This is a genomic window from Ruegeria sp. B10 (genome assembly GCF_056539825.1).
Genome location: NZ_JBQFVP010000002.1, coordinates 58947 through 85129, shown reverse-complemented (window position 1 = coordinate 85129; position 26183 = coordinate 58947). Strand labels below are relative to the sequence as shown.

Below are 26183 nucleotides of genomic sequence, written 5' to 3'. Positions count from 1 at the left end.
TTTCCTTTGGCCTTAGCTTTTCTGCGTCTCGTCAGGCGCAGCCTGGTATTCTTCTTTAACCGTACCACCGAGGCGTTCGATATCCTTGCGAATGGCGTCTTTTTCCTCGTCCGGACCGCGACGCATGTCGACCGTAACACCATCGTGGAACGCCCACATGAAGGCATGAACCCACGGGACAACGGCCAAAAAACCCATCCATCCCATGATCTTGACCGCTTCGGCATGTGGATGATTGCGCTTGATCGCGATCCGTCCGGGCAGCCCCATGAGGAAGAGAAACAGCGCCATCACCGCTGCCAGAAGCAGGATCAGTGCCACGAATGTCAGATAGTCGTAGTAGCCTAGCGGCTGCCCCAAAAGTCCCATGCTCGATGCCTCCTGTCGGGAAGGTTATCTCATCCTCAGACGTAGGCCCCTGTCTCGTCAATGACTTTGTGTTGGGACCTAACGTTTCCGTGGTTGAGACACAGCGGATCAGTCAGAACAGACGATCAGACCAGTGCCCCATTCTGCACATTTCGCCGCGAGATCTGGGGCAAGCGGCTCATCGGTGTAGAAGCCATCAATCTCGGCCAGCGAGGTGATGCGGGCAGGGGCAAGTCGCTGGAATTTCGAATGGTCGGCCACCAGCAGCGTGCGCCGGGCTTGCGCTATGATCGTCTGGCTGACATGGACTTCCTGAAAGTCGAAATCCAGCAGATCACCATCAGGGTCCAGCGCGGAACATCCGATCACCGCATAGTCAAACTTGAACTGACAGATGGTCGAGACGGTAAGATTGCCCACCAGTCCTCCGTCAGAGCGGCGCAGGACACCACCGGCCATCACAATCTCACAATTGGGGTTTTCGACGAGAATATTGGCGACGTTCGTATTGTTCGTCACAACCATCAGGTCCTTGTGGTTCAGCAACTGCCGCGCCACGGCCTCGGTCGAGGTGCCGATATTCATGAAGACCGACGCGCCGTCCGGAATGTCATTGGCGCAGGCCTTCGCCATTCGGGTCTTTGCATCTGCATTCAGGGTACGGCGGTCCTCATACCCGATGTTGGAGACGCCGGAGCGTAGGACAGCCCCGCCATGGACACGGTCCAGCTTACCGGCATCGGCCAACTCGGACAGGTCCCGGCGGATAGTCTGGACCGTCACGCCAAACCGCTCGGCCAGACCATCAACGGTAACGCGGCCCTCGGTGCTGGCGATTTCAAGAATGTCGGATTGGCGAAAGGAGAGCGACATGGTTGTTCCCATTCAGGTGAGTCGCTTTCGTTTTTCTTCTTTTGGTCAAGATTAGCAAGCGGCCATGCAGAAATTTCATAGTTGTGTTGCAAAACGAAAATAAACGAACATAAACATTGATTGTACGAATGCAGTGCTGATTAATGCGCGCAACCAGATTGGATAGGGAATCACAAGCCATGCAAGCGACGGACGATCAGATCAGTGACCTGTTCATCATCGGCGGTGGGATCAACGGATGCGGCATCGCACGGGATGCTGCGGGGCGGGGGCTGTCTGTTACCTTGGCCGAGATGAATGATCTTGCTTCAGCGACGTCATCAGCGTCGACCAAACTGTTTCATGGTGGTCTGCGCTATCTGGAGTATTTTGAGATCCGCTTAGTGCGTGAGGCGCTGATCGAGCGTGAGACGCTGCTGCGAGCCATGCCTCATATCAGTTGGCCAATGCGCTTTGTGCTGCCCTATCACAAGGACATGCGCTTTGATTCTGAGACGCCGACATCGAAGCTGCTCAGCACCGTCATGCCCTGGATGCGCGGGCGCCGCCCCACGTGGCTGATCCGTCTAGGTCTGTTCATGTACGACAACCTTGGGGGGCGTAAAATTTTGCCGGGAACGCAATCGCTGGATCTGCGCAGCGCTCCGGAGGGTAGCCCTTTGCAGGGCAAGTTCGAAACAGCCTATGAATACTCGGACTGCTGGATCGAAGATGCGCGTCTGGTGGTTCTCAATGCGCGTGACGCCGAATCCCGCGGAGCGCGGATTATGGTGCGGACCGAAGTTGTCTCGGCCGAACGCGTTGACGAGTTGTGGCATGTCACCATCCGCGACCGGGCGACCGGGGAAAGCCAATTGATCCGGGCGAGAATGCTGATCAATGCGGGCGGCCCGTGGGTAGGGGACATTATCCAAACCAAGATCCGGGTGAACTCGCGCGAGGGTGTTCGTCTGGTGCGCGGCAGTCATATCGTGACAAAGAAGCTGTACGATCACGATAAGTGTTACTTCTTTCAAGGCGAAGATGGCCGGATCATCTTTGCCATTCCCTATGAGCAGGATTTTACCCTGATCGGTACGACGGATCAGGATCATTCGGATCCCTCTGAGCCTCCGGTCTGCACCGAGGCTGAGCAGAAATACCTATGCGCGTTCGCAACCAAGTATTTCAAGAAACCGGTGACGCAGGACGATATCGTCTGGACCTATTCGGGCGTACGGCCGCTCTATGATGATGGGGCCAGCAGTGCGACGGCGGCGACGCGAGACTATACATTGAAGGTCGATGCGCAAGGTGGGGCACCTGTTTTGAACGTGTTTGGAGGCAAGATCACGACCTACCGTCGTCTGGCGGAAAGCGCGCTTGAGAAAGTCGCCGAGCATTTCCCAAACCTGCCCGGACCCTGGACAGCGGGCGTGTCTTTGCCTGGTGGAGACTTTCCCGTCGATGGCGTGCAGGACCTCAAGCAGGTGTTGATCCAGGACTATCAGTTCCTCACTGAGAAATGGGCCTCCCGTCTGATCCGCGCATACGGGACAGAGGCGCGTGCCGTGTTGGGAGAAGCACAAGACGCTGCTGATTTGGGTGAAGACTTCGGTGCAACCCTCACCGCGCGAGAACTCGAATGGCTGATGGATAAAGAATACGCCCGCAGCGCCGAGGACGTGGTCTGGCGTCGCAACAAACTTGGGCTGCGTTTGAGTGCTGCCCAGATCGCGCGCATTGATCAGTGGATGTCAGAGCGGTTGAAAACGGACGACGCAGCTTGAAAACAATAAGCCCCGCCGATTTGGCGGGGCTTCTTCTTAGGCGGTTTCCTCGGACGGGCCGGGATCATTCTTGCTGCCCTTGATCCATTCCCGCAGCCCCTGCATCAGGGCGTAGAGGACTGGCACAAGGATCACGCCGACCAGCGTGGCGGCCAACATGCCGCCGAACACGGCGACACCAATGGCCTTCTGGCTCGCCGCCCCCGCGCCATTGGCGGCTAGCAGCGGAACAACCCCCAGAAGGAAGGATAGCGCCGTCATCATCACGGCCCGGAAACGCTGATAGGCGGCCTCGGCTGCGGCGTCCTTGATCGAAAGGCCTTTGGCGCGCTGCTCCATCGCGAACTCAACGATCAGAATGCCGTTCTTTGAGGCAAGCCCCACCAACATGATCATCCCGATCTGCGTATAGAGGTTGATGTCACTGCCCACGATCGCCACGGCAGCGACCGCACCGAACAGGGCGACAATCACCGACAGCAAGATCGACACCGGCAAGGTCCAGCTTTCATATTGGCCCACTAGGAACAGGTAGCCAAACAGGATCGCCAGCCCTAGGATCACGATGACAAGACCGCCCGAGGCCAGCTGCTGTTGTGCCGTGCCGGTCCATTCGAACGCATATCCGGGGGGTAGGGCGGTTGCGGATTCCTCGGTCATGACGTTGATCGCGTCACCCGTGGACAGGCCCGGGGCAGGCACAGCTGTCACCGTTGCCGAACGGAACAGGTTGTGCCGCTTCAGCAGGACCGGCCCCAACACGTTTTCCACATCAATCAATGTACCCAGAGGCACCATCTCACCCTGTTGCGAGCGGACATAAAGGTTCGAGATATCCTCGACATTATCGCGATAGGTACCATCAGCCTGAATCATCACGCGGTAGACACGACCGAACAGGTTGAAGTCGTTCACGTAGTAAGATCCCAGTTGCGCCTGCATCGTCTGGAATATCTCGGCGACCGAGACCTGCAGGGTCTTGGCCTTTTCCCGATCCAGATCAACAAAAAGCTGCGGAACGTTGGCGCGGAAGGTTGTGTAGGATTGGCCAATCTCGGGCCGCTGGTTCGCCGCGTAAACGAATGAGCCAACAGCCGAAGCCAGATCCTGAGGCGTACCACCACCAGTCTGCTGCACCTCCATCTCGACACCGGCCGACATGCCGAGGCCCTGAATGGGCGGCGGATTGAAGGCCACAATCGAAGCCGCGGATTCCCCATTCGCAATCGCAAGCACCTTCGCGAGGATGGCGTCGGCACTCAGGTCTTCTTCCTGCCGGTCGGCCCAGTTTTCGAGGTTGACGAAAATCGCCGCGCCGTTGGTCGTGGTGCCGTTCAGCAGCGAGAAGCCGTTGATCAGAACGGTGCTGGCAACGCCGGGTATTTCGCGGATCTGTTCGTCCACACGGGCCGAGATCGTTTCGGTGCGCTCCAGCGTTGCCGCATCGGGCAGTTGGATGTCGACGAACAGATAACCATTGTCCTCAAGCGGGATAAACCCGCTGGAGGTGTTGGACATGATCGTCCCGGTTCCCATGCCCAAGGCGACAATCACACCCAACGCGACAATCGGCAGGATCAGCAATTTACGCACGATGGCGACATAGCCGTTTCGGACGGTTCCGATCAGACCTTCGAACAGAGCCAGCAGTCCTTTGGGCGGACCGGAGCGTGCGCGCAGAACCAAGCCACACAGGGCAGGCGACAGGGTCAGAGCGTTAATGGACGAGATCACAACCGCCGTCGAAATCGTCACGGCAAACTGCGAATACAGCCTGCCCGAGATGCCCGGCATGAAGGTCACCGGTACGAACACGGCCAGCAGCACCAACGTTGTTGCGATAACGGGGCCGGTGATCTGGCCCATCGCCTTACGGGTCGCTTCGGCGGGGGGGAGCCCCTCATCCGCGATGATCCGCTCGACGTTTTCGACGACCACGATGGCGTCATCCACCACGATCCCGATGGCCAGAACCAAAGCGAACAGCGAAATCGTGTTCAGCGACATTCCGAAGGCCAGTAGGAAGGCGAATGTCCCGATCAACGAGACCGGGATCGCCACCGCTGGAATGATCGTCGCCCGCCAACTGCCCAGGAACACGAACACGACCGAGATCACCAGAATGAAGGTCAGAATCAGCGTCGAGACCACATCGTTCAGCGAGGCTTCGACAAAGTCGGTGGTGTTGAAGGGAACACTGTATTCCACGTCTGCGGGGAAGGACCGGGACAGGCGGTCAAGCTCGGCCTGCACCCGCTCGGACACGGCAAGCGCGTTAGCGCCGGGGGCCTGGTAAATGCCGATCACGGTCGCAGGCACCGCATCGAAATAGCCGGACGCCGCATAGTACTCGGCGCCCAATTCAACGCGTCCAATGTCACGTACGCGCACAATGGAACCGGCATCACCCGTTCGAATTACGATGTCGCCAAATTCGTCTGCCGATGTCAGACGACCTTTTGTTTTGATCGTGTACTGAAATGTCTGCCCCTCAGGCACCGGAGGCGCACCGATGGAGCCCGCAGAGACCTCGATATTCTGTTCGCGAATGGCATTGATCACATCGCCGGGCGTGATCGACAGAGCGGCCATCTGGTCGGGATCCATCCAGATCCGCATGGCGTATTCCAGATTGGTCAGAACATCCGCTTTACCCACACCCTGAACCCTCGCCAAAGCGTCTTTCAGGTTGATCGAGGCATAGTTGGACAGAAACACGCTGTCATAGGTGCCATTGGGCGAGGTCAGAGTGACCAGCAGCAGCATGTTGGTTGATGCTTTCTGCGTCACCACGCCGGATGAGGTTACCTCGGACGGAAGTGACGACATAGCCTGCGCCACGCGGTTCTGCACGTTGACCGAGGCGATATCTGGGTCAGTGCCGACCTCAAAGGTAACGTTCAACGAATAGGAGCCGTTGTCGGATGAGGTCGACGTCATGTAGATCATGTCGTCCACACCATTGACCTGCGCCTCGATGGGCGCGGCGACGGTGTTTTCCACGGTCTCTGCATTGGCGCCGGTATAGGTGGTCGAGACGCTGACAACCGGAGGTGTGATGTCCGGGAACTGGGCGACCGGCAGAACCATATAGCCGATACTGCCCATGATCGTCAGGACGAGAGAAATGACAAGCGCCAGCTTGGGCCGGCTGATGAACAGGGCTGAGAACATGCCTTATTCTCCCGGCTGCTCGGACGCGACAACCGCGTCCACCGCCACGCCGGGGCGCACGCGTTGCAGGCCCTCGACAATCACGCTTTCACCTTCGCGCAGACCCTCCGAGACGATTATGGCCGTGCCCACGGAGTCGCCGGTCGTGATATAGCGCTGTTCGACCATCTGCTGGTCATTGACAACCAGTACGAACTCGCCGCGCTGGTCACGCTGTAATGCTGCCTGAGGGATCAGGACCTGAAGGGTCGGCTCCAGTGCCTCGATCTGCACATTCACGAACGCGCCGTCGATGATCAGGCGATCTGCGTTGTCAAACTCGGCCCGCACCGTAATGGCGCCGGTCAGCGGGTCGATACGGTTGTCGACAAAGACGATCTCACCGGTTTCATCCAGCTCGGTTCCGTTCGGCAGAATGACATGCACATTGGGGCTTTTGTTGCTTTCCGCCAGAGAGGAAGCACTTTCACCAACCTGTTGAAGAACCGAGGTAAACTGTTTCTCGTTCAATGAGAAATTCACGTAGATTGGCGCTTCGCTGACCAAGTTAACCAGCGGTGGGTTCGTGGGGCCAACCACATCGCCTACACTCGTGGTGACTCGGCCTAGGCGACCGGTAAAGGGCGCGTGGATCTCGGTATAACTGAGGTCCAGTTCCGCTTGCTGGATGGCGGCGTTCGCGGCTTTGACCTCGGCCTCAGCGACAAGTTCATTGGCGCGTGCGATGTCGCGTTCCGACTCTGGCGTAGCATCGCGCCGGAAGAGTTCCTCTTTCCGCGCCAGATCGACCTTGGCCAGCTCCAAATTGGCTTCGGCGCGGTCAAGATCTGCTTTCCGCGCCTCAAGCGTTGCTTGATAGAGGTCTGGTTCGATCTTGAACAGCAGATCGCCCTCGGTCACCAGGGCGCCATCTTCGACCTCCTGACTATCAAGAAATCCGCTGACGCGCGCGACGATGTCGACCTTATTGATGGCTTCTGCACGGCCGATAAAGCTTGCCTCATCTGTGATCTCTTCGGTGTAGGCTGCTGCGATTGACACTTTTGCGGCGGGCGCTTCACTTTCGTCTTGCGCAAGTGCCGGATAGCCAAAACCGATGCATGACAAAACGACCAGAGGGCGGCACAGTGCGGTGACAGCACCACGAGACCGGTTGCGGGGCTGCTTCAGAGCGACGGACATGTCAAAAGCCTCATACATTTCAAAAAACTGAGCCAATACGCAGCGTTAAAAAGCGACGAGTCGGCAGAACTTGAAGGCAGGATGGCCGTTTTGCAAACATATCTCAAGGTGATTGAAGGGGCGGAGTGGTTGGCGGGTAGCGAAAATCCCGTGCAACCAGGCCGGTTTACGGGGTGCGTGCTGTTTGAAGGGCCCAAAAGAAAGGGGGCCGTATAGGCCCCCGTTTCAGAACTTCATGCAGCGGGTGTCAGTCGCGCGTACCCGCAAATTTCTCCTGCCACTCTTCACGGTCCTCGTCGGCGATCTTGGCGAACAGGACATCAGGTACCGAGAACGCATGACCTGCGGGCAGGGCGTTCAGCGCGGCCTCGACATCTTCGGGCCAGCTTGTATCCAGCGTATTCATTGCACTCAGCATCTTGGCTGAAGCGTCGGGAATAAAGGGCGCGCTCAGAACCGCATAGAGGCGGATCAGGTTGAGGCCAAGGCGCACCTGTGCTGCCGCCTGTTCGGGGTCTTCCTTAAAGGTCGACCACGGGGCTGCGGATTGCAGATATTCGTTACCGGCCACCCAGATCGCCCGAAGCTCTTGCGCGGATTTGCGGACTTCCATGGCCTCCATGTGGCCTTCGTATGCGCGGACGCGGCGGGTGATGTCGGCGATCAGTTCTTGTTCGCGCGCGCCAAATGTACCGCCTTCCGGCACAGCTTCGCCGAATTTCGAGCGGCAGAACTTGGTGATCCGGCTGACGAAGTTGCCCAGTACGTCGGCAAGGTCTTTGTTCACCGATTGCTGGAAGTTTTCCCACGTGAACTCACTGTCACTGCTTTCCGGGGCATGACTCAGCAGCCACCAGCGCCAGTAGTCGGCGGGCAGAATGGCCAGCGCCTGATCCATGAACACGCCTCGGCCCTGCGAGGTCGAGAATTGGCCGCCGTCATAGTTCAGGTAGTTGAAGGATTTCAGGTGATCGACCATCTTCCACGGCTCGCCCGAACCCAGAATGGTGGCCGGGAAGGACAGCGTGTGGAAGGGGACGTTGTCCTTACCCATGAACTGCACGTAACGCACGTCGTCCGCGCCTTTGTCGGTGCGCCACCAGCGTTCCCAATCCGCATCCGTCTTGCCATTGGCGTCGGCCCATTCCTTGGCGCAGGCAATGTATTCGATCGGCGCGTCGAACCAGACATAGAAGACCTTGCCCTCCATCCCCGGCCAGTCCTGATCGCCTTTCTTGACCGGAACGCCCCAATCCAGATCGCGGGTGATGCCGCGATCCTGCAGGCCATCTCCGTCGCGCAGCCATTTCTTGGCAATGGATGTGGTCAGGATCGGCCAATCGGTCTTGCTGTCGATCCAGGCATCCAGCTGATCCTTCATCGCCGATTGGCGCAGATACAGGTGCTTGGTCTCGCGCACTTCCAGATCGGTCGAGCCGCTGATGGCGCTGCGAGGTTCGATCAGGTCCGTCGGGTCCAATTGCTTGGTGCAGTTCTCGCACTGGTCACCCCGCGCGCGGTCGTAGCCGCAATTGGGGCAGGTGCCCTCGATATAGCGGTCAGGCAGGAACCGGCCATCGGCATTCGAGTAGACCTGTTTTTCACTGACCTCACGGATCAGACCGGCCTCATCCAACTTGCCAGCGAAGTGCTGCGTTAGGTGGCGGTTCTGTTCGCTGGACGAGCGTCCAAAGTGATCGAAGCTCAGGCCAAAGCGTTTGGCGATATCGGCCTGCACGGCATACATATCGGCGCAATACTCGGCGACGGGCTTGCCCGCTTTGGCAGCGGCCAGCTCGGCCGGGGTGCCGTGTTCGTCAGTGGCGCACAGGAACATGACCTCGTTCCCCCGGCCACGCTGGTAACGTGCGTACAGGTCGGCAGGCAATTGCGAGCCGATCAGGTTGCCGAGGTGCTTGATCCCGTTGATGTAGGGGATCGCCGAGGTGATGAGAATCCGAGCCATTTTGCGTGTCCACGTAACTGTCTGCGCGCCCGTCTACCTTATGTAACCGGTCAGCAAAAGACCGGGTTTGTCATGGATGGCACGAAAACCATGGTTGCGGTGAAAAAAGGCCCCACGACCAAATTGTCGATTGTATTCGGGCAAGGGCGCGCGATACCCTTTTGGTGGCCAATTTAATTTCGGCCTTTTGATTTATTTTTGCACGACGTTCTGCGCCCTTTTCATGCGAAAGAACTTCGATTTCATGGTGTTTGTTTATGTTCGATTTTCTTCTCCAAAGCGCATTCACGCCCTTTACTATGGCGCTTGCGCTGCTGTTTGGCCTGTTGGGGGGCGAGGTCATCGCCGCGCTTTTTGGTGGAAGTCTTCTGGCAAGCGAAGGTCTGGTCGAACTAAAGGCCCCCGGTCTGAGTGTTGCGGATTTCGATCTCGATATCGAAGCTGGCATTGATCTGAGTGCGTTGGAACTGGCCGAGATTGAGGCCGAGGCTCCGGCGGCCTCTGCAACAGGAACTCTGACGCGGTTGGGGATTGGCGATGTGCCGGTCATGATCTGGCTGGTGGTCTTGTTGGCCGGTTTTGCGATGTCTGGGATTGGCGTTCAACTGATCGTCGAGGATCTGTTGGGCTCTGATTGGCCTGTTGGGTTGGCCACCATCCCGGCGGGTATTTTTAGCCTTTGGTTTGCGCGCGGTTTCGGCCCGGTTTTTACTCGTTTGTTGACAAAAACCAAAACGGACGGAATGCCTGAACGGGAGCTGGCACGGCGCAGGGGTGTAGTGACCCAAGGCTCTGCGTCGCGCGGACGACCGGCTGAGGTGCGTGTCATGGATCGGTTCGGCAATGCGCATTACGTGAAGGCAGAGCCGTTGCAGGACCGGGACACGCTTGAGCAAGGCACGGACGTTCTTGTTCTGCGGGACAGGTTCCTTGACCGTTTCGTGCTGGTCGGACTGTCCGATAGAACAGATCTCCAATCCGTAGAACCATAGCACCAAGGGTGTCTCGTCGCTGCCTCTATTCCTCGCGCGAGCGTTTCAACAAACGCCCAATCGTGAAGGATGTTCTGGGGGCATAGACATAGTTCGTTCGCTCCTCTGGGGTGGGGCGAGAACGCATCCGGGCCAGACCGAAGGCGATCAGACCCAAATGACCAACAGCGACAAAGGCAAACAGCGCACCCGGGCCGAATTTCTCGATCAGAGTGGAGGAGATGTAGGGCGAGGCAATCGCGCCCAGCGCGTACCAGAACATCAGCGCTGCAGACAGCTCGACCCGTTGTTCAGTGGTTGCAAAGTCGTTGGCATGAGCCGAGGAAACCGAGAAGATCGGGAAGGTGGTGAACCCGAACACCCATGCCGCCAGCATGACCCCTAGCGTCCCAGTGTTGCTGGCCATCATGGTTATTCCACAACTCAGCACCGCAGAGGCAGACAGCCAGATCAATACCCAGCGCCGGTCGTATTTGTCCGCAAGCCACCCCATCGGATACTGCGCCATCGCGCCACCCAGAACAAACGAGGCGAGGAAGAAGGCGATCTGATCAATGCCCAGCCCGACCTCTTGTCCGTAGACGGGGCCGACCATGCGGAAAGAGGCAGAGCTGAGCGCTGCAACGATGACTCCGGCAACCGCCAAAGGAGAGCTGCGCCAGGCCAGTTTGGGGCGCAGGCGAGGCGCGTCTGGGGTTGCGGGTTGGCTGGCGCGTGTCAGGGTCAGCGGCAGCAAAGAGGCGCAGCACAGGATCGCCAGCAGATTGTACGAGACGTAAGAGGCGGGCGGCAGCACTGCGATGATCAACTGCGCGCACAGCGATGCACCCATATCGGCGATGCGATAGGTGCCCATGGCGCGCCCCCGGGTCTCATTGGTGACTTTTGCGTTCAGCCAGGCCTCGATCACAGTGTAACACCCGGCGACACAAGTGCCGGACGCGATCCTCAGGAAAGCCCAGACATAGGGGTTCTCGGTCAGGGTATGGCCAATCAGGCCCATCGCGCCCAGCGCGGTGCAGACGGCAAAGGCGCGGGAATGCCCGACGCTGCCCATCAGACGCGGAGCCCACCAGCAGCCGACGAAGAAACCGATGAAATGCGCCGAGCCTAGCAGACCGATTTGTTCGGTCGTGAAATTCAGCGTGATGCCGGAAATGGCATCAAGCGGCCCAACGCCGCCGGTCGACAGTTGCAGCAGAATGACAGAAAGGAATAGGGCGGCAAAGGAAATGATCGTGCGCATGATGGGTCCACCTTGGCGAGGCTTTTAGACAATGCGCGCAGCTATTCGACGTCAAGGAGTCGTTTTTGAACTTTCGCCTTTGGTCAAAGGCGGCTTATCTCGGCGCGAATGTCCAAAGTGACGGTGTCATTCACCAGATCAGGATAGCCCGAGGCGCCAAAGTCGTGCCGGTTCAGCGCCCCCTGCAGGCTGATCGACAGGCGGTCCAGATCACCCGCCGCTGTGCCCGGCGGCCGGTATAGGCTGGCTTGCAACGTGATCGGACGCGTCACCCCCCGAACTGTCAGGTCCCCGGTGATACGGGCTCCGCCCGAGATGCGCCCATCCTGCCCAAGCTCGATCCCGGTTGAGACGAAGGTGATGGTCGGATGGCTTTCGGCGTCCAGAACACTGGGGCTGAGCATCGGCGCGCGCGCGAAGGGCAGTCGGGTCTTGGCTTTGCTCACGTCCAATGCCACCTGCACCCGGCTGTTTTGCAGGCGTGTCGTATCCACTTGAACATCCGCTGTCCGGATCGGCATGGTGCCGTTTTGCGAAACGCCGGACAGATCGAAGCTAAAGCCAACCTTCGTGCCACTATCCGACAGCGCATAGGGTCTGAGCGCTGCATGCAGCGTTTGGGCGAAGGGTAGGGTCGCCAGCCCCGCAAGAACGGCACGTCGAGTCAAATCTCTCATGACCGGACGCTAGGGCGCGTAGCCCCTTGGACCAACAAAAAAATGCGTGATCAGGTGCGCTCAGTCCACGGCAGCGATCTGGTCAAGCTGCAGCCCGGCGCGCGGTTTGATCTGCGTGGCCGTCCAGCTGACCGGAGGCAAGGCACGGGCGCGGCGGCGGGTCAGGGTCCAGCGGCGGGCCTCGCCCTGATGCGTGGCGGCCATGTGCCAGCGGGTCTCGATCCCTTGCGCACCTCCATCACCGGGCGTCAGCAGCAGGCCCAGCGGGGCCCGCCCCATAGAGCCGCCCTGTTCGGCGGCCAGATGCATCCGACGCACGGGCGTCAGCCCCGGCGCGCCGGGCAGATCCCCGACGATCAGCGGGATGGCCCCGCTGCGCAGCGCTTCTTCCATGCACCACAGCAGGTCCTCGGCGCGGGTGGGGCGGACAAAGATGAACCGGGCGGGATCGGCAAAGGGCATCATCCCGTCTGGGTTCAACTGGCCGGGTTCCCACGCAGGGGAAATCCATAGGACAGGCCCTTGCATCTGACCGGCTAGCCACATGGTAAAGCTACGCCGCGCGGGGCCGCAGCCTTCATGCACGCGCCCCAGTTGCAGGGTGATCCCATCCTGTAGCGTAACCCCAGGCGCGGCGCGCGCAGGCTTTTGACCAAGAAGCTGAACAGACATGAGCAACTCATATCATGTTCTCATTTTGTTCTCAAGCGCTACACATGCCTAGCGGGACAGGATCATACGCCCGTCGGTGAACTGGATGTTCGAAAAACGATGCAGGTAGTCCATGCCCAGAAGCGACTTGTGCAACTCACCTTCGTTGATCCAGGCTGAGACGTTTTGATCTGTGATTGGCCCCACCGTCAGCGTGTCCAGCCGTACCGGAGCGGTCCGAACCTCTCCATTGGCGGTAAGGGCACGGCCAAAGTAGTTCAGCTGGTTCGGGTCAATCCCCGCGCGCCTGGCGTCTTTGTCGCTGAGAACAATTTGGCTGGCTCCGGTATCGACCAGAAAGGTGATCGGCTCTCCGTTCACTTGAACCGGCAGATAGTAATGCCCGTCCGCCGAGCGGGGCACCTCGATCGACTCACCTGTCACCGTCATCTGCGGAGCAGGGCCGACCGTTGTACGGATATCCTCCCACAGGCCAACCACGGCCACGACGCCCACAAAGATGAACACCCAGGCCATGACCTGCTGCAGGGTTTTGTTCAGCGATTGGCGGTTCTGTGCCAGGAACCAGAACACAACAGCCGTGCCCAGCAAGCTGAGGTAGACCAAACGCATTACATTGTCGGTGTCCATGCCGAAATCCTTACTCGCTACACAGCAGTATATGGGGGGTCAGGACACGAATCCAAAGGCCTTGAGGCCATCCAGAATGAACTGAACCGACAAAGCCGCCAGCAACATACCCAGAAGCCGGGTAAGGACGTTCAGCCCCGTCTTTCCCAGAATACGGCCGATCAACCCGCCAGCCAGAAAGAAGATCAGGACAACAGACATCACCGCCAGCATTACGATGCAAGCCTCGACAATGCCCAGCACGCCGGGATGCTGACCGGCCAGCAGGATGATCGTCGCGATCGAACCCGGCCCCGCGATCAGCGGAATGGCCAGAGGGAAGACAGACGGGTCAGGATGTTCCTCTTCCTCCGCCCGGTCTTCGCGGCGTTTGGTGCGGCGGTCGAACAGCATGTCCAGCGCGGTCAGGAACAGCAAAGCTCCGCCTGCAACGCGAAAGGCGGCCATCGAGATCCCGACAAAGCCCAGCAGTGCCTCGCCAAAAGCGGCAAAGGCGATCAGGATGAAGACGGCGGTCAGGCAGCTACGAAAGGCGGTCTTGCGCCGAGTCTTCGCATCCATGTCCTGCGTCAGCGCCACGAATATTGGCGTGGTGCCGAACGGGTCAATCACCACGAACAAGGTGGTGAAGGCTGTAATGAAAAAGGCCAGATCCATCATGCGGCATTCTCGGCTTGTTCAAGGCGTTCCGCTGCGGCCACCCATAGGGCCTCGGCTTTTTGCATGGCTTCCGAGACCTCGGCGTATTTGCGGTTCCAGGTCTCAAGATCGTTGATCCTGTCATCCTCGTACAGCGCTGGATCCGCCAGCTTGGCCGAGAGTTTCTCATGCATATCCGTCAGCCTTTCGATCCGGTCTTCGCATTTGCGCAGATCGGCGCGCAGGGCCAGCATCGCCTCGCGAGACGGGCGTTTGGGCTTTGCAGCCTGCGGCTTTGTTTTGACTGGCTTGTCCCGCGCCAGCAGCATGGTGCGATAGGCCTCAAGGTCGTCGTCGAACGGCTTGACCGTCCCGTCCGAGACCAGCCACAATCGATCCGCTACCAGCGACAGCAGGTGCATATCGTGGCTGACCAGCACAACCGCACCGGAATAGGCGGTCAGCGCCTCAACCAGCGCCTCGCGGCTTTCGATATCGAGGTGGTTGGTCGGCTCGTCGAGGATCAGCATGTGCGGCGCATCAATGGTGGCGAGCAGCAGCGACAGACGGGCTTTTTGCCCACCGGACAAGCGCCCAACCTCTGTCTCGGCCTGATCGGCGTTCAGGCCAAACCCGGCAAGACGCGCGCGCCATTTGCCCGGCGCCTCATCCGGGCGCAGACGGCGCAGGTGGTCCAGCGGAGTTTCGTCCACATACAGTTCATCCACCTGATGCTGCGCGAAATACCCGATGCGTAGCTTGTTGCTGCGGCTCATCTTGCCCGCCATCAGGGGCAGACGATCGGACAGCAGCTTGGACAGGGTCGATTTACCCTGACCGTTCTTACCTAGCAGCGCGATCCGGTCGTCCTGATCAATGCGCAGGTTCAGGCGACGCAGAACCTCGACCTCGCCATAGCCGGTTACACCACCTTCGATCTGAATGATGGGCGGCGACAGTTCCTCGGGCTCGGGGAAGGAAAACGCGCGCAAAGCGGCCTCTTGCGGGGTAGAGACCAGCTGGATGCGTTCAATCATCTTCAGGCGGGATTGGGCCTGAACAGCTTTGGACGCCTTGTAGCGGAAGCGATCCACAAAGCTTTGCAGATGCGCGATGCGGGCTTTGGCCTTGGCATTCTCGGACTCCGCTTGCGCCAGACGTTCGGCACGGCGTTCGGCGAACTTGTCATAAGGAACCGCGTAATAGGTGAGCTTGCGATCTTCCAGATGCAGGATCGAACCGACGGCCCGGTTCAACAGCCCGCGGTCGTGGCTGATGATGATGACCGTATGCGGATACTTCGCCAGATAGCTCTCCAGCCACAGCGCGCCTTCGAGGTCGAGATAGTTGGTCGGTTCGTCCAGTAGCAGCAGATCGGGCTGCGAGAACAGCACTGCAGCCAGCGCCACGCGCATCCGCCAACCGCCCGAGAAATCCGAGCAGGGGCGCAGTTGGTCGTCGTCATCAAATCCCAGACCTTTGAGGATCGAGGCCGCGCGCGCCTCGGCCGACCAGGCGTCGATATCAGCCAGACGGGTCTGGATCTCGGCAATGCGGGCGGGGTCCTCAGCGGTCTCAGCTTCGGCCATCAGGGCGCCGCGTTCGGTATCGGCGGCCAGAACGGTATTGATCAGCGACACGTCGGACGAGGGCACCTCTTGCGCCACACCGCCAATCCGCGCGCGTTTCGGGATCGAGATATTGCCCGATTCCAGTGCCAGCTCCCCCCGGATCAGGCGGAACAGCGTGGTTTTCCCGGTGCCATTGCGGCCCACAAGACCAACCTTGTGGCCATCTGGAATGGTTGCGCTGGCCCCATCAAAAAGGGGACGGCCCTCAACGGCATAAGTGATGTCTTCGATCCGTAGCATGACGCGCTCTTAGCAGAGCCGTGATGCCGCCGCCAGCGGCTAAGCATGTTCAACTGACCAGCGATGTGTTAGCGCTTTCTCGTTTGCCAATTTGAAACGGTTTTGACCATGCGCGCCGCCCAGACGCCTCCAACTTTGATCACGCTGATCTTTGCTACGGCGCTGTCGGTTCTTTCGCTGAATATGTTCCTACCTTCGCTGGCGCATATGAGTGAGGATTTCGCGGTCGACTATGGCCTCGTGAATCTGTCAGTCGCGGGGTATCTGGCGGTTTCAGCCATACTTCAGCTGATCATGGGGCCGCTGTCGGATCGCTACGGACGCAGACCTGTCCTGTTGATCTGCATGACGATCTTTGTTTGCGCTTCAATCGGTTGCGCCCTCGCTGAGTCGATCTGGCTATTCCTTGGCTTCCGCTTGTTGCAAGCCGCTGTAGTAGCGGGCTCAGTCTTGTCCAGCGCGTCGATCCGGGATCAATACCCGCCGAATGAGGCCGCCAGCAAACTTGGCTATGTCGCTATGGCGATGGCCTTGGCGCCGATGCTCGGGCCGATGCTAGGCGGGGCGCTCGATATGCTTTTCGGGTGGCGGGCAGGCTTCGTTTTGTATTCGCTGTTGGGGGCGGGACTGTTGACCTTGCTTTGGTTCGACATGGGCGAAACCAACATCAATCGCTCCTCAACTTTCGCTGCACAGCTGAGAGAATACCCGCACTTGTTCCGCGCCCGCAGGTTCTGGGGCTATGCCCTTTGCGCGGCGTTTTCGATTGGGGGGTTCTACAGCTTTATCACTGGCGCGCCGCTGGTCGCTGCAGCGTGGTTCGATCTGAGCCCCGCGATGCTGGGCCTAGGCATTGGCATCATCACCGGCGGCTTCATGGTGGGCAATTTCATCACAGGACGCATTGCTGCACGGACCCGGCTGACCACGATGATCCTGATCGGACGGATCGTGGCCTCGACCGGCCCTATGCTCGGGTTGCTTTTGTTTCTGGGCCAGATGGGCTCGGTCTGGGTATTCTTCGGTTCGGCCATTTGCGTAGGGTTTGGCAACGGCTTGACCAACGCCAACGCGTCGGCTGGCGTCATGTCGGTGCGCCCGAAACTGGCAGGCAGCGCCGCAGGTCTTTCGGGCGCGATGATCGTCGCGTTGGGGGCTGCGCTGACCTCTATCACCGGAGCATTCGTCAACGCCGAAAACGGCCCGTATCTGGTTCTGGGCATGATGAGCGGCAGCAGTTTCATCGGCCTGCTAGCGGTGCTCTACGTCCGCCGTGTCGACCGTCTAGAGCCTTTGCCTGACACAATCTGAACCGCAAAGCGCGGGGCAACGCATCATAAGACTTTTCATGAGCCACAGACCATGTTAGGCGGCGCGCGATGGATTTCGGCGCACACCCCGCGCCACATTGTAAGGAGAGGCCGACATGGCACTGGAACGCACATTCTCGATCATCAAACCCGATGCAACCCGCCGCAACCTGACTGGCAAAATCAACGCCAAGTTCGAAGAAGCTGGCCTGCGCATCGTTGCGCAAAAGCGCATCCACATGACCAAAGAACAAGCTGGCAAGTTCTACGAAGTCCACTCCGAGCGTCCGTTCTATGACGAACTGTGCGAATTCATGTCGTCGGCTCCGGTCGTTGTTCAGGTTCTGGAAGGCGAAGGCGCCATTGCAAAGAACCGTGAAGTCATGGGCGCAACCAACCCCGCAGACGCAGCGGCCGGCACCATCCGCGCCGAGTTCGCGGAATCGGTTGGCGAAAACTCGGTCCACGGTTCGGACGCACCTGAGACAGCAGCGGTTGAGATCGCCTATTTCTTCTCGGGCATCGAACTGGTCGGCTAAGCCGCCGCTTTGGTGAACAGATTGGGCCGCTCCTGATTGGGGCGGCCTTTTTCGTTTCAGATCTGCTTCAGATCGTGGGCTGCAACCCGCACTCCGATGGCATCCAAATCTGAGACCATTTGGCTTTCCGGGGCCGCCTTGGTGCCGGACTTGATCGTGTCAAACCGTTGTCTTAATGTCTTTTTTTCCTCGCCTTTACAGTCGTTCCAAGGGCGGCCCTGCAGCCCCATCACCAGCACATAGTAGCCGATGAAATGCGGTCTTGTGCCTGCTGCCAACAGCTTGGCATAGGCGGCATCGGCGCCCAGTTCGCGTAGCTCCTGCGCCGAATGGATGCCCGCGCGGGTGCAGGCCTGTTCGAAGGCGGGGCCGAGATTGCGGATGGAGGAGACCGGATCAGACATGCCTTGGTTTTAGCCGGACGGTTTTGACCTGTCACCCGCACAAATCCCCGGTTTGGTTGATCTTGTTCTTGATGCAGGGCGAGATTCACGGTCTCATGACTTTGTGTAGAGGGATCGGGCAGGGGTAAGACGTGTCTCAGGGAACAAACGGATTCTTCATCCTCCCTGGCGGGCTTGATCAGGCCGCGCTAGAACACGCTTTGCCCAATCACACGGTCGATATTCAGATGGGCACCGCCGCGCCGGTGCTTTTGCTTGATTGTCACGAACAGTCGCTGCGCAGCTCTGGCCGGGTATTGCTTGAGAGCAAAGAGGGACTGCGGCTGGTCTCGATGCAGGGGCAGGTCTCAGAGCAGCAGGCAAAGGGCAAGAGAGAATTCGTTCAGAACCTGCCTGACGGGCCGGTGAAGGCGGCGCTGAGCGGCTTTCCCATCCTGCGTGCCTTGACGCCGATTGGATCGGGTGAGGTTGAGGACGGCACGTTCGCGATCCTCGACGATCTGCAAAAGACGCAAGTTCGGGGGCATATCCTGACCTTGCGCACGGATCGCGGGCAGGTAGCGCTTGTCTGGCTGCAACAACTGCGCGGCTATGATCGCGCTTTTGCTGCGGCTTGTGAGAGTCTTGAGGGGATGACTTCGGGCGGCGTCGACGACTTGTTCGACGCATTGTTTCCGGACATGACGCGTTATCGTGCCAAACCGGAGATTGCGCTTGGCACGCAAGAACCTTCCTTGGAGGTCGCGGCCGACCTGATCCGAACCTCTCTGGGCGTCGCGCGTCAGAACGAAGCTGGCATAGTGGCGGATGTCGATACCGAATTTCTGCATGACTACCGGGTGTCTTTGCGGCGCATCCGCTCGGTCGTGAGCTTGTTCAATGGGGTGTTTTCAGACCAGCAGACGGCAGAATTGAAACGCGTCTTCTCGGACCTTATGGCCCCAACCGGGCGATTGCGGGATATGGATGTATATCTTCTGGAAAAAGATATGTATCTCAGACTTGTACCGGAAAATCTTCATGCGGGTGTGATGACTATGTTCGACCGGTTCGAACAAGAGCGTACCAAGGAACTGTCCCGTCTGACCCGCCATTTGCGCAGCGCGACCTATGAAACTGCGATGACTGATCTGGCGCAGAAATTCTCAAGTCCAGAAACCCTGGTGCCGGGGCCGAGCGCTGATCGCGGAGCCTATAGTTATGCTTGCGCGCTGATATGGAAACGCTATCGCAAGACCTGCAAACTCGCCCGCAGCATCAGTGAAGAGACGCCTGATCAAACCGTCCACGACCTGCGGATCGACTGCAAGAAACTGCGCTATCTGATGGAGTTCTTCGGGCCTCTGTTCAATGCGAAGGATTTCAAAACGATCCTCAAGCCTCTGAAAAAGTTGCAGGATAACCTGGGTCTGTTCAACGATTACTCGGTCCAGCAAGAGGCGCTACTGGCGTTTGTTGCTGACCAGAGCACCGCCCAAGGCCGCGTGGACGCGCAGCTTGGTTTGGCGGCAGGAGGGTTGATCGCCGTGCTGGATCAGCGCCAAAAGGCCGAGCGCGCGCGTGTGATCTCAAACTTTCAGCATTTCGACAGCCCAAAGATCCGGCATCTGTTCCGTAGCCTGTTTCATCACACAAAGGAGTGAGGAATGAAGATCATTGCCTGCTACAGTAACAAGGGCGGTGTCGGGAAGACCGCGACCTCGGTTAACCTTGCCTATGCCTACGCGCAGGCGGGTCAGCAGGTGCTTTTGTGCGATCTGGATCCGCAGGGGGCCTCGGGGTTTTATTTCCGGGTCAAGCCTTCGAAAAAGCTGACAGACGCGCGTTTTTTTGAGGATGTTGAACGGTTTACCAAGGCTATTCGGGCCAGTGACTTCGAAGGCCTGGATGTGTTGCCCGCTAACCTGACATTCCGTGACTTCGACGTGTTCCTATCCCGGATGCGCAACAAGCGCTCACGTTTGAAGAAGGCTCTGGTCGCGGCAGGCAGCGATTATGACGTGATTATTCTGGATTGCCCGCCGAACTTCTCGACCCTGTCCGAGAACATCTTCCGCGCTGCTGATGAGATCGTTGTGCCGGTGATCCCGACGACACTTTCGGAACGCACATTCGATCAGCTGGTTAGCTTTTTCGAAGAACACAAATTGCGGAAAAAAAAGCTGAGGGCGTTCTTCTCGATGGTGCAGAAGCGCAAGATTTTGCATCAGGACACAATGGAGAAGATGCGCGGGCTATACCGCAAACGGTTTCTGCAGACCTCGATTCCCTTTACCGCGGATATCGAGAAAATGGGCCAGCACCGCGCTCCGGTCAGCACTTATGCTGCACGCAGTGCGGCCGGTGCGGCGTATCAGGCGCTCTATGATGAATTGGAGAACGGGGTGATTGCATCCAAATGAGCATCGAAATCGAACGCAAATTCCTGGTCGCTGAGCTGCCCGATTTGGCTGGAACCAAAAAGGCCGTGGTGCGGCAGGGTTATCTGACGGCCAGTGAGGACTCGGTTGAGATGCGTCTGCGGCAGAAGAACGACAGCTATTTCCTGACCCTCAAAGGCGCGGGCGGTCTGGTCCGGATCGAGCGGGAGGTTGAGCTCTCAGCCGATCAGTTCGAAACCTTCTGGCCCGAGACCGAGGGGCGGCGGGTTGAGAAGGTGCGATACACAGGCACGCTGCCGGATGGGCATGTGTTTGAATTGGATGTGTTCGAAGGCGATCTGGCACCGCTGTGTCTGGTTGAGGTCGAATTCACCTCGGAGCTAGATGCGAAAGGCTACACGCCGCCTGCGTGGTTCGGTGCGGATGTGACCGAGGATAAGCGCTACAAAAACAAGAACATGGCGATCAAGGGACGTCCGAGTTAGCGTGCCAGTTTCAGTGTAGTTTCGAGGCCGGGATCGCAGTTGCGAGCCTCGAACGCGCCACCATGCATCCGTGAGATTGCAGCCACCAAGGCAAGGCCCAGTCCGGCATTGCGCTCAGTCCGTGCAGGGTCGAGCGTTACGAAAGGTTGTTGCAGGCGAGGTAGGTCCTGTTCCGGAACGCCGGGTCCCTCATCGCGCACGCTGACGCGGGTGCAGGTGGTGTCCTCTGCAAGGGATACGGTGATGGTCGAATCCTCTGGCGCATAGCGCAACGCGTTGTCCAGCAGGTTGGACAAGGCTTGCGACAGAAGAGGGCGGTGGCCCTGAATGGGCTTGGCCTGTCCTGTCACCTCAAGTCGGACATTCTGATCCGCCGCGACCGGCTCATAAAGGTCCACGACATCCGCAACCAGTTGGTGCAGATCAACATCCTCAAACTGTTCGCGCCCCAGCCCGGCCTCGGCGCGTGAGATTTCGGTCAGTTGCCCGAGCACACGCAAGACATGATCAACCTCGGTGGTGGCCCGGGCGATGTCGATCTCGCGATCCAGATCGCTTTTGTCCGGGTCGGACAGCGCCTCAACCCGTTGTTTCAACCGGGAAAGGGGCGAGCGAAGGTCATGCGCGATCGAGTTCGAGGTCGTGCGCAGGTTGCTGATCAGCTCTTCAATCCGGTCGAGCATGGTGTTCAAGGTCCCGGCGACCTGATCGAATTCATCTCCGGTGCCGCGTATCGGCATCCGACGGGACAGATCACCCGAAACGATATTCTCCGCCGTGCTGGCAATGTCGGACAGGCGCGAAAACACCAGTCGGGTGAACAGCCATCCGGTCAGCAGGCTGAGGAGCAGGGCAATCCCGAGCGCCAGCGCGACCGAGCGCAGCAGGACGCGGTCAAATTGCTGACGGGCAACGGCATCACGCCCAACGATAAGGCGCTCGCCACCGGGCAGGCGGATTGAGGCGGCAGAAACGGGCACCAGCTCGTCATTGTCGGCGCGGCGGACCTCAAGATCGACCCAGCCACTGCCCGCCGTGATGTCCTCGGGCCAATGTTTGAGATTGCCCGCCAGTTTGTTGCCGAACCGGTCGGTCAAAAGATAAAGCGCGTCGCGTTCCGAGGCACTGGGCAGGCGGCGCTCGATTGCGGTGATGAGGCCAATAAGACCGCGCCGCTCATATTCATCGGCAAGCCCGGTCAGTTCCGCCGAGACGACCGAGCGTGTTTCGGATTCGATGCTGCGATTGGCCGTCACATAGACCAAAGCCAGCACCGTCGCCGTCAGAATGGTGCTGAGAACCATGCTGGCGACGACAAGTCTTGTTCTGGAATTATTTACCGAAAGCCGAAGGTTATCCATCAGACATCATGTAACCCGCGCCCCGGACGGTTTCAATCAGCGGTACATCTCCGCCTTCGTCCAGTTGACGCCGCAGTTTCGAGATGTGGACGTCCACTACGTTTGTGTTCGGGTCGAAGTGATAGTCCCAAACGCCCTCAAGCAGCATGGTGCGCGACACAACTCGGTTCTTACGACGCAGGAAGAATTCAAGGATCTGGAACTCGCGCGGTGTCAACGAGATCTCGTGCCCGTCGCGTGTGACCTTGCGGGTCAGCAAATCCATCTCAAGGTCTTTGCAGGTAAGGGTCGGTGTTTCTTCGGCGTCCTGCGGGCGGCGCAGCAGCGCCTCGATTCGCGCATGAAGTTCCTGGAACGAGAAGGGTTTGACCAGATAATCATCCGCGCCCGACCGTAGCCCTTTGACACGTTCATCAACAGCGCTCATGGCGGTCAGCATTAGAACCGGCGTTTTCAGCCCGGCAGCGCGCATGGATTTGATCAGGGACAAGCCATCCAATCCGGGCAGCATCCTGTCCAGAACAATAGCATCAAAACCTCCGTCAGTGGCGTGATACAACCCTTCGCGGCCATCTGCGGCAACCTCGACCACATAGCCTTCTTCGCTGAATCCTTTCGCGATGAAGTCCCGTGTATCTGCGTCATCTTCGACGATCAGCAGGCGTCTGCTCATGATGGAGGCTCCTTTTTATTCGAATTTAAACACAATTTATGGCCAAAGCACATGGCCTGAGGAAAACACGAGCCGGGTGCGTCCTTGCGCACCCGGCACGCCCGGCGAATTGCGGACAAACCAATCCGCCAGGAGGCGCGCACCAGATCTCCCCATCATGTGGCGCGCGCGGGCCTGAGGTCAGACGATTTCAACCGCCACGAAGATCTGGTTGCCACCGCGGTTGATCAGCACGAGAGCGGGGTCTGTCTTCTCGCTGTCCAAAGCCGCCTTAAGGGCGTCCGGCGAAGCGGTCTCCTGGCTGCCCAGTTTGACGATCACGTCGCCCCGCTGCAGTCCGGCCTTGGCCGCAGGGCTGTCGGGCTTCAGATCGGTCACGACGACCCCGTCGATCCCTTCGCCAACGCCCATTTCGGCACGTGCAGTTTCAGTCAGAGGGGCAACGGTAACACCGAGCGATGTGCCCGAGACCTCGGCCTCGACGGGCGCGTCGGTCTGAGCAGATGCAGTCTGGTGTTGGCCGATGGTCAGCTCCATCTGCTGCTCGGTGCCATCCCGAAGGACGGTCAGAACGCTGTCAGTGCCCACTTTGGTGGTGCCCACAAGGATCGGCAGGTCGCTGCTGTTGTCCACGGGCTCATTGTTGAAGCTCAGGATCACATCGCCTTGCTGCAACACACCATCCGCCGGGCTGTCGGTCACGACATCGGACACCAGTGCGCCGGTTGAAGCGTCGATGCCCAGTGCGGCCGCCAACTCGGGGCTGACATTCTGGATCGAAACACCCAGCCAACCGCGGCTGATTTCCCCGTCATCGCGCAGATCAGCCGTGATGTGATCCACGATGTTGGAGGTGACGGCGAAACCCAACCCGACCGAACCGCCGCTTGGCGAGTAAATGGCTGAATTCACGCCGATAACCTCGCCCTCCATGTTGAAAAGTGGGCCACCCGAATTGCCTTTGTTGATGGCGGCATCGGTTTGGATGAATTCGGCGTATGGTCCTTGCGAAATATTGCGCCCTTTGGCGGACACGATGCCGGTGGTGACGGTGGAACTCAGACCGAAGGGATTGCCGATGGCCACGACGTCTTCACCGACACGGATCACGTCGCTGTCACCCAGAGTCACCGCTTGCAGCTCAGCCTCAGGCTCGATCTTCAGGACGGCGATATCGGTTAACGGGTCGGTGCCGACGACCTCGGCGTCATAAGTGCGGTCGTCGCTCAGACGGACTGTGATGGTCGAGGCATTGTCGACCACGTGATGATTGGTGACGATGTAGCCCTCGGCATCCAGTACAAAGCCGGAGCCCAGACCCTGGGACGGACCGCGCTTCGGCATGTCGAAGCCTTCGGGCGCGCCGAACCTTTTGAAGAACTCACCAAAGGGATGGTTTTCCAGATCAAAGTCCTGACCCCGAGCAGGCGTCGCGACCGCGTCCTGTTCGGCAATAATGGTCACGACCGAAGGCGAGACCGTCTCGACCAGATCGGCCAGCGCTTCATCAGCCATCGAGGGCAGGGCCGTTGTGGCCAGAAGGGCTGCGCCTAAGGCACTGGCGCCAACCCAGCTGGATTTGCGCGGAAAAAGTACTGAGGATTTACGGATGCTCATTTTTTGTCTCCTGTTCACGTCGCGCGAATTGAGGCGCGCGTTGAAACAGCAAATGAACCCTCAATCTGTGTCTTTCCTGACTGGTGAATTAAGAAAACTTAATTTTGCCACAAAGCAATTGTTCCGTGTCGGCGGAGCGCTGTTGGGATTCGCGGATTCAGGCCTGCTGACGCACTGCGAATCGGAGGATTGTTGCTGAATTGGTTGTCAAACTTTGAATTTGGTTGAATTGAATATTGATGATGAACAAACGGCGTGTCGTTTGGCGGTGTTTTTAGGCGTTCTACCTAAAGTAGAAGGTGGCCGAAAAATATTCTGACGATGTAAACTATATTCTTGCAATTGCATGGTTATTATCGAATAAGACCATGTTTAACGGGACGGTTTTAAATGCCTCGGCCAACGGAAATCCACTTAAGGTTGATCTTGACGCGACGGGATGTTGCCCAAAAACCAAACTGAGACGTCCCTAGTTAACCGTTTCTTCCAATTTTACGTTGTTTCGAAGGATCGGATCAGCAAATATAAACATGCCCAAGTGAGGGGGAGCCAAAGGCACTAGGGGGTGCCCGTGGCTTGCTCAGTCTTAAAGCGCTGGTGGCATGTTAACGAGGGGGTCTTGTTTAGGTTTTAGCTGCTGTACGCCTGTCCACCTGTATAGGTGATTTGGTTTAGCTTTATTGATTGCTGAAAGTGGTAGTCCTGTTTTGGGCACACGACCCGGTCTTTAACGACCGGGTCGTGTTCATTTACGACCCTCGTTTTCTGAGCCAGTCCGCCCATGCCTCGGGTGTGTCGAGGTCTAACAGAGCATTGTCGCCGGGAAGACGTGTGAGGTGAGCCTTGTCCTTGTGCGCGCGAATGACGGATTGGGCACCTTGATCTCCAGTCAGCTTCCGAAGTTCTGGAAAAATCTGGCGATCAAAAAGCACTGGATGACCGGGCTTGCCAGCCGACGTGGCCCCGCGCCAAATCAGATTATCGGGATTGGCGCGTCTCGCGTTCTTCACAGCTCTTAGGTCGTTCGAGGTTAGCTCAGGTAAATCCGCCAGAAGAACCATGACAGCCGGCGCAGCGTCATCCACCTGGGCCAGCGCACCGCGTAGGCTGGCGTTCATGCCTTCTGCCGCATCCGCAATTGGGACCTTCTGCACATCCAAACCGTCCAGCGCGCCGTAGCGAGCATGAGGGCGGGGAGGAAGCGCAACGATCACCGGTCCGACCTCCAAGGCCGTCAAAGTAGATCGCCGCAAAAGGGGTATGCCGTCGACCGCCTGTAGCAGCTTATCTGCACCGCGCATGCGCCGAGATTGGCCTGCCGCAAGCAGTATGATGGGTATGTCTGTCATAGGG

The 26183-nt window shown here is 58.7% G+C and carries 23 protein-coding genes; 7 read left to right on the top strand and 16 right to left on the bottom strand.

Annotated elements, in window-relative coordinates:
- Positions 1 to 12 precede the first annotated feature (12 nt).
- The gene (locus ACR0J4_RS02765) at positions 13 to 369 is read right to left on the bottom strand and encodes a DUF3302 domain-containing protein (RefSeq protein ID WP_170376673.1); all 357 of its coding nucleotides are present in this window, start codon (positions 367 to 369) and stop codon (positions 13 to 15) included.
- 108 nt (positions 370 to 477) lie between these two features.
- Positions 478 to 1242, bottom strand: a complete 765-nt coding sequence (locus tag ACR0J4_RS02760) for a DeoR/GlpR family DNA-binding transcription regulator (protein WP_170551278.1) — start codon at positions 1240 to 1242, stop codon at positions 478 to 480.
- A 179-nt stretch (positions 1243 to 1421) separates the two neighbouring features.
- On the opposite strand from ACR0J4_RS02760, the gene glpD reads away from it, so the two are divergent.
- Entirely contained in the window at positions 1422 to 3011 is a 1590-nt protein-coding gene (glpD, locus tag ACR0J4_RS02755; protein ID WP_170642102.1) for a glycerol-3-phosphate dehydrogenase, read from the top strand.
- Between the two features lie 36 nt (positions 3012 to 3047).
- On the opposite strand, the gene ACR0J4_RS02750 is transcribed toward glpD, so the two are convergent.
- From ACR0J4_RS02750 to metG, 3 genes are all read right to left on the bottom strand, one after another.
- Positions 3048 to 6185 (bottom strand): efflux RND transporter permease subunit, encoded by a 3138-nt coding sequence (locus tag ACR0J4_RS02750; protein WP_170642100.1) that lies wholly within the window; start codon positions 6183 to 6185, stop codon positions 3048 to 3050.
- Positions 6186 to 6188: 3 nt separating this feature from the next.
- Positions 6189 to 7367, bottom strand: a complete 1179-nt coding sequence (locus ACR0J4_RS02745; protein ID WP_170642098.1) for an efflux RND transporter periplasmic adaptor subunit — start codon at positions 7365 to 7367, stop codon at positions 6189 to 6191.
- Positions 7368 to 7614: 247 nt separating this feature from the next.
- Positions 7615 to 9333: a methionine--tRNA ligase gene (metG, locus tag ACR0J4_RS02740; RefSeq protein ID WP_170642096.1), complete on the bottom strand. Its 1719-nt coding sequence runs from the start codon at positions 9331 to 9333 to the stop codon at positions 7615 to 7617.
- A gap of 257 nt (positions 9334 to 9590) precedes the next feature.
- On the opposite strand from metG, the gene ACR0J4_RS02735 reads away from it, so the two are divergent.
- Positions 9591 to 10325: an OB-fold-containig protein gene (locus ACR0J4_RS02735; RefSeq protein ID WP_170642094.1), complete on the top strand. Its 735-nt coding sequence runs from the start codon at positions 9591 to 9593 to the stop codon at positions 10323 to 10325.
- A 25-nt stretch (positions 10326 to 10350) separates the two neighbouring features.
- Here the strand turns inward: ACR0J4_RS02735 and ACR0J4_RS02730 are convergent, their stop codons facing one another.
- The 6 genes from ACR0J4_RS02730 to ACR0J4_RS02705 all read right to left on the bottom strand — a co-directional run bounded on the left by ACR0J4_RS02730 (position 10351) and on the right by ACR0J4_RS02705 (position 16060).
- Positions 10351 to 11571 (bottom strand): MFS transporter, encoded by a 1221-nt coding sequence (locus tag ACR0J4_RS02730; RefSeq protein ID WP_170642092.1) that lies wholly within the window; start codon positions 11569 to 11571, stop codon positions 10351 to 10353.
- 83 nt (positions 11572 to 11654) lie between these two features.
- On the bottom strand, positions 11655 to 12248 hold the full coding sequence (locus ACR0J4_RS02725; protein WP_170642091.1) for a YceI family protein: 594 nt from the start codon (positions 12246 to 12248) through the stop codon (positions 11655 to 11657).
- Positions 12249 to 12308: 60 nt separating this feature from the next.
- The gene (locus ACR0J4_RS02720) at positions 12309 to 12920 is read right to left on the bottom strand and encodes a hypothetical protein (RefSeq protein WP_170642089.1); all 612 of its coding nucleotides are present in this window, start codon (positions 12918 to 12920) and stop codon (positions 12309 to 12311) included.
- A gap of 48 nt (positions 12921 to 12968) precedes the next feature.
- Positions 12969 to 13550 carry a TIGR02281 family clan AA aspartic protease gene (locus tag ACR0J4_RS02715; protein ID WP_170642087.1) on the bottom strand — a complete coding sequence of 194 codons (582 nt, stop codon included), beginning with the start codon at positions 13548 to 13550 and terminating at the stop codon, positions 12969 to 12971.
- Positions 13551 to 13589: 39 nt separating this feature from the next.
- A complete protein-coding gene (locus ACR0J4_RS02710) occupies positions 13590 to 14210 on the bottom strand; it encodes a MarC family protein (RefSeq protein WP_170642085.1) in 621 nt (206 codons plus the stop codon).
- Positions 14207 to 16060 carry an ABC-F family ATP-binding cassette domain-containing protein gene (locus ACR0J4_RS02705; RefSeq protein WP_170642083.1) on the bottom strand — a complete coding sequence of 618 codons (1854 nt, stop codon included), beginning with the start codon at positions 16058 to 16060 and terminating at the stop codon, positions 14207 to 14209. The genes ACR0J4_RS02710 and ACR0J4_RS02705 overlap by 4 nt, the downstream gene beginning before the upstream one ends.
- 108 nt (positions 16061 to 16168) lie before the next feature.
- On the opposite strand from ACR0J4_RS02705, the gene ACR0J4_RS02700 reads away from it, so the two are divergent.
- Both ACR0J4_RS02700 and ndk read left to right on the top strand, forming a co-directional pair.
- Positions 16169 to 17371, top strand: a complete 1203-nt coding sequence (locus ACR0J4_RS02700; protein ID WP_170551253.1) for a multidrug effflux MFS transporter — start codon at positions 16169 to 16171, stop codon at positions 17369 to 17371.
- 115 nt (positions 17372 to 17486) lie between these two features.
- Positions 17487 to 17909 carry a nucleoside-diphosphate kinase gene (ndk, locus tag ACR0J4_RS02695; RefSeq protein ID WP_170551250.1) on the top strand — a complete coding sequence of 141 codons (423 nt, stop codon included), beginning with the start codon at positions 17487 to 17489 and terminating at the stop codon, positions 17907 to 17909.
- A 56-nt stretch (positions 17910 to 17965) separates the two neighbouring features.
- Here the strand turns inward: ndk and ACR0J4_RS02690 are convergent, their stop codons facing one another.
- Complete coding sequence (locus ACR0J4_RS02690; RefSeq protein WP_170551246.1) at positions 17966 to 18313, bottom strand: TfoX/Sxy family protein; 348 nt, start codon at positions 18311 to 18313, stop codon at positions 17966 to 17968.
- 131 nt (positions 18314 to 18444) lie between these two features.
- Here ACR0J4_RS02690 and ACR0J4_RS02685 point away from each other — a divergent pair, with 131 nt between their 5' ends.
- Genes ACR0J4_RS02685 through ACR0J4_RS02675 form a run of 3 tightly spaced genes read left to right on the top strand, consistent with a single transcriptional unit; the run spans position 18445 to position 21179 of the window.
- A complete protein-coding gene (locus tag ACR0J4_RS02685; protein WP_170642081.1) occupies positions 18445 to 19956 on the top strand; it encodes a CHAD domain-containing protein in 1512 nt (503 codons plus the stop codon).
- Between the two features lie 3 nt (positions 19957 to 19959).
- A complete protein-coding gene (locus tag ACR0J4_RS02680) occupies positions 19960 to 20715 on the top strand; it encodes a ParA family protein (protein ID WP_170642079.1) in 756 nt (251 codons plus the stop codon).
- Positions 20712 to 21179 (top strand): CYTH domain-containing protein, encoded by a 468-nt coding sequence (locus tag ACR0J4_RS02675; RefSeq protein WP_170642077.1) that lies wholly within the window; start codon positions 20712 to 20714, stop codon positions 21177 to 21179. The genes ACR0J4_RS02680 and ACR0J4_RS02675 overlap by 4 nt, the downstream gene beginning before the upstream one ends.
- Here the strand turns inward: ACR0J4_RS02675 and ACR0J4_RS02670 are convergent.
- The 4 genes from ACR0J4_RS02670 to ACR0J4_RS02655 form a co-directional block, all read right to left on the bottom strand.
- Entirely contained in the window at positions 21176 to 22540 is a 1365-nt protein-coding gene (locus ACR0J4_RS02670) for a sensor histidine kinase (RefSeq protein ID WP_170642076.1), read from the bottom strand. The two genes, ACR0J4_RS02675 and ACR0J4_RS02670, sit on opposite strands and share 4 nt — an antisense overlap.
- A complete protein-coding gene (locus tag ACR0J4_RS02665; RefSeq protein WP_170376721.1) occupies positions 22533 to 23213 on the bottom strand; it encodes a response regulator transcription factor in 681 nt (226 codons plus the stop codon). Before ACR0J4_RS02665 ends, ACR0J4_RS02670 begins: the two co-directional genes overlap by 8 nt.
- A gap of 180 nt (positions 23214 to 23393) precedes the next feature.
- A complete protein-coding gene (locus ACR0J4_RS02660; RefSeq protein ID WP_170642075.1) occupies positions 23394 to 24830 on the bottom strand; it encodes a Do family serine endopeptidase in 1437 nt (478 codons plus the stop codon).
- Positions 24831 to 25579: 749 nt separating this feature from the next.
- Positions 25580 to 26179 carry a nucleotidyltransferase family protein gene (locus tag ACR0J4_RS02655; protein ID WP_170642074.1) on the bottom strand — a complete coding sequence of 200 codons (600 nt, stop codon included), beginning with the start codon at positions 26177 to 26179 and terminating at the stop codon, positions 25580 to 25582.
- Between the last annotated feature and the right edge of the window lie 4 nt (positions 26180 to 26183).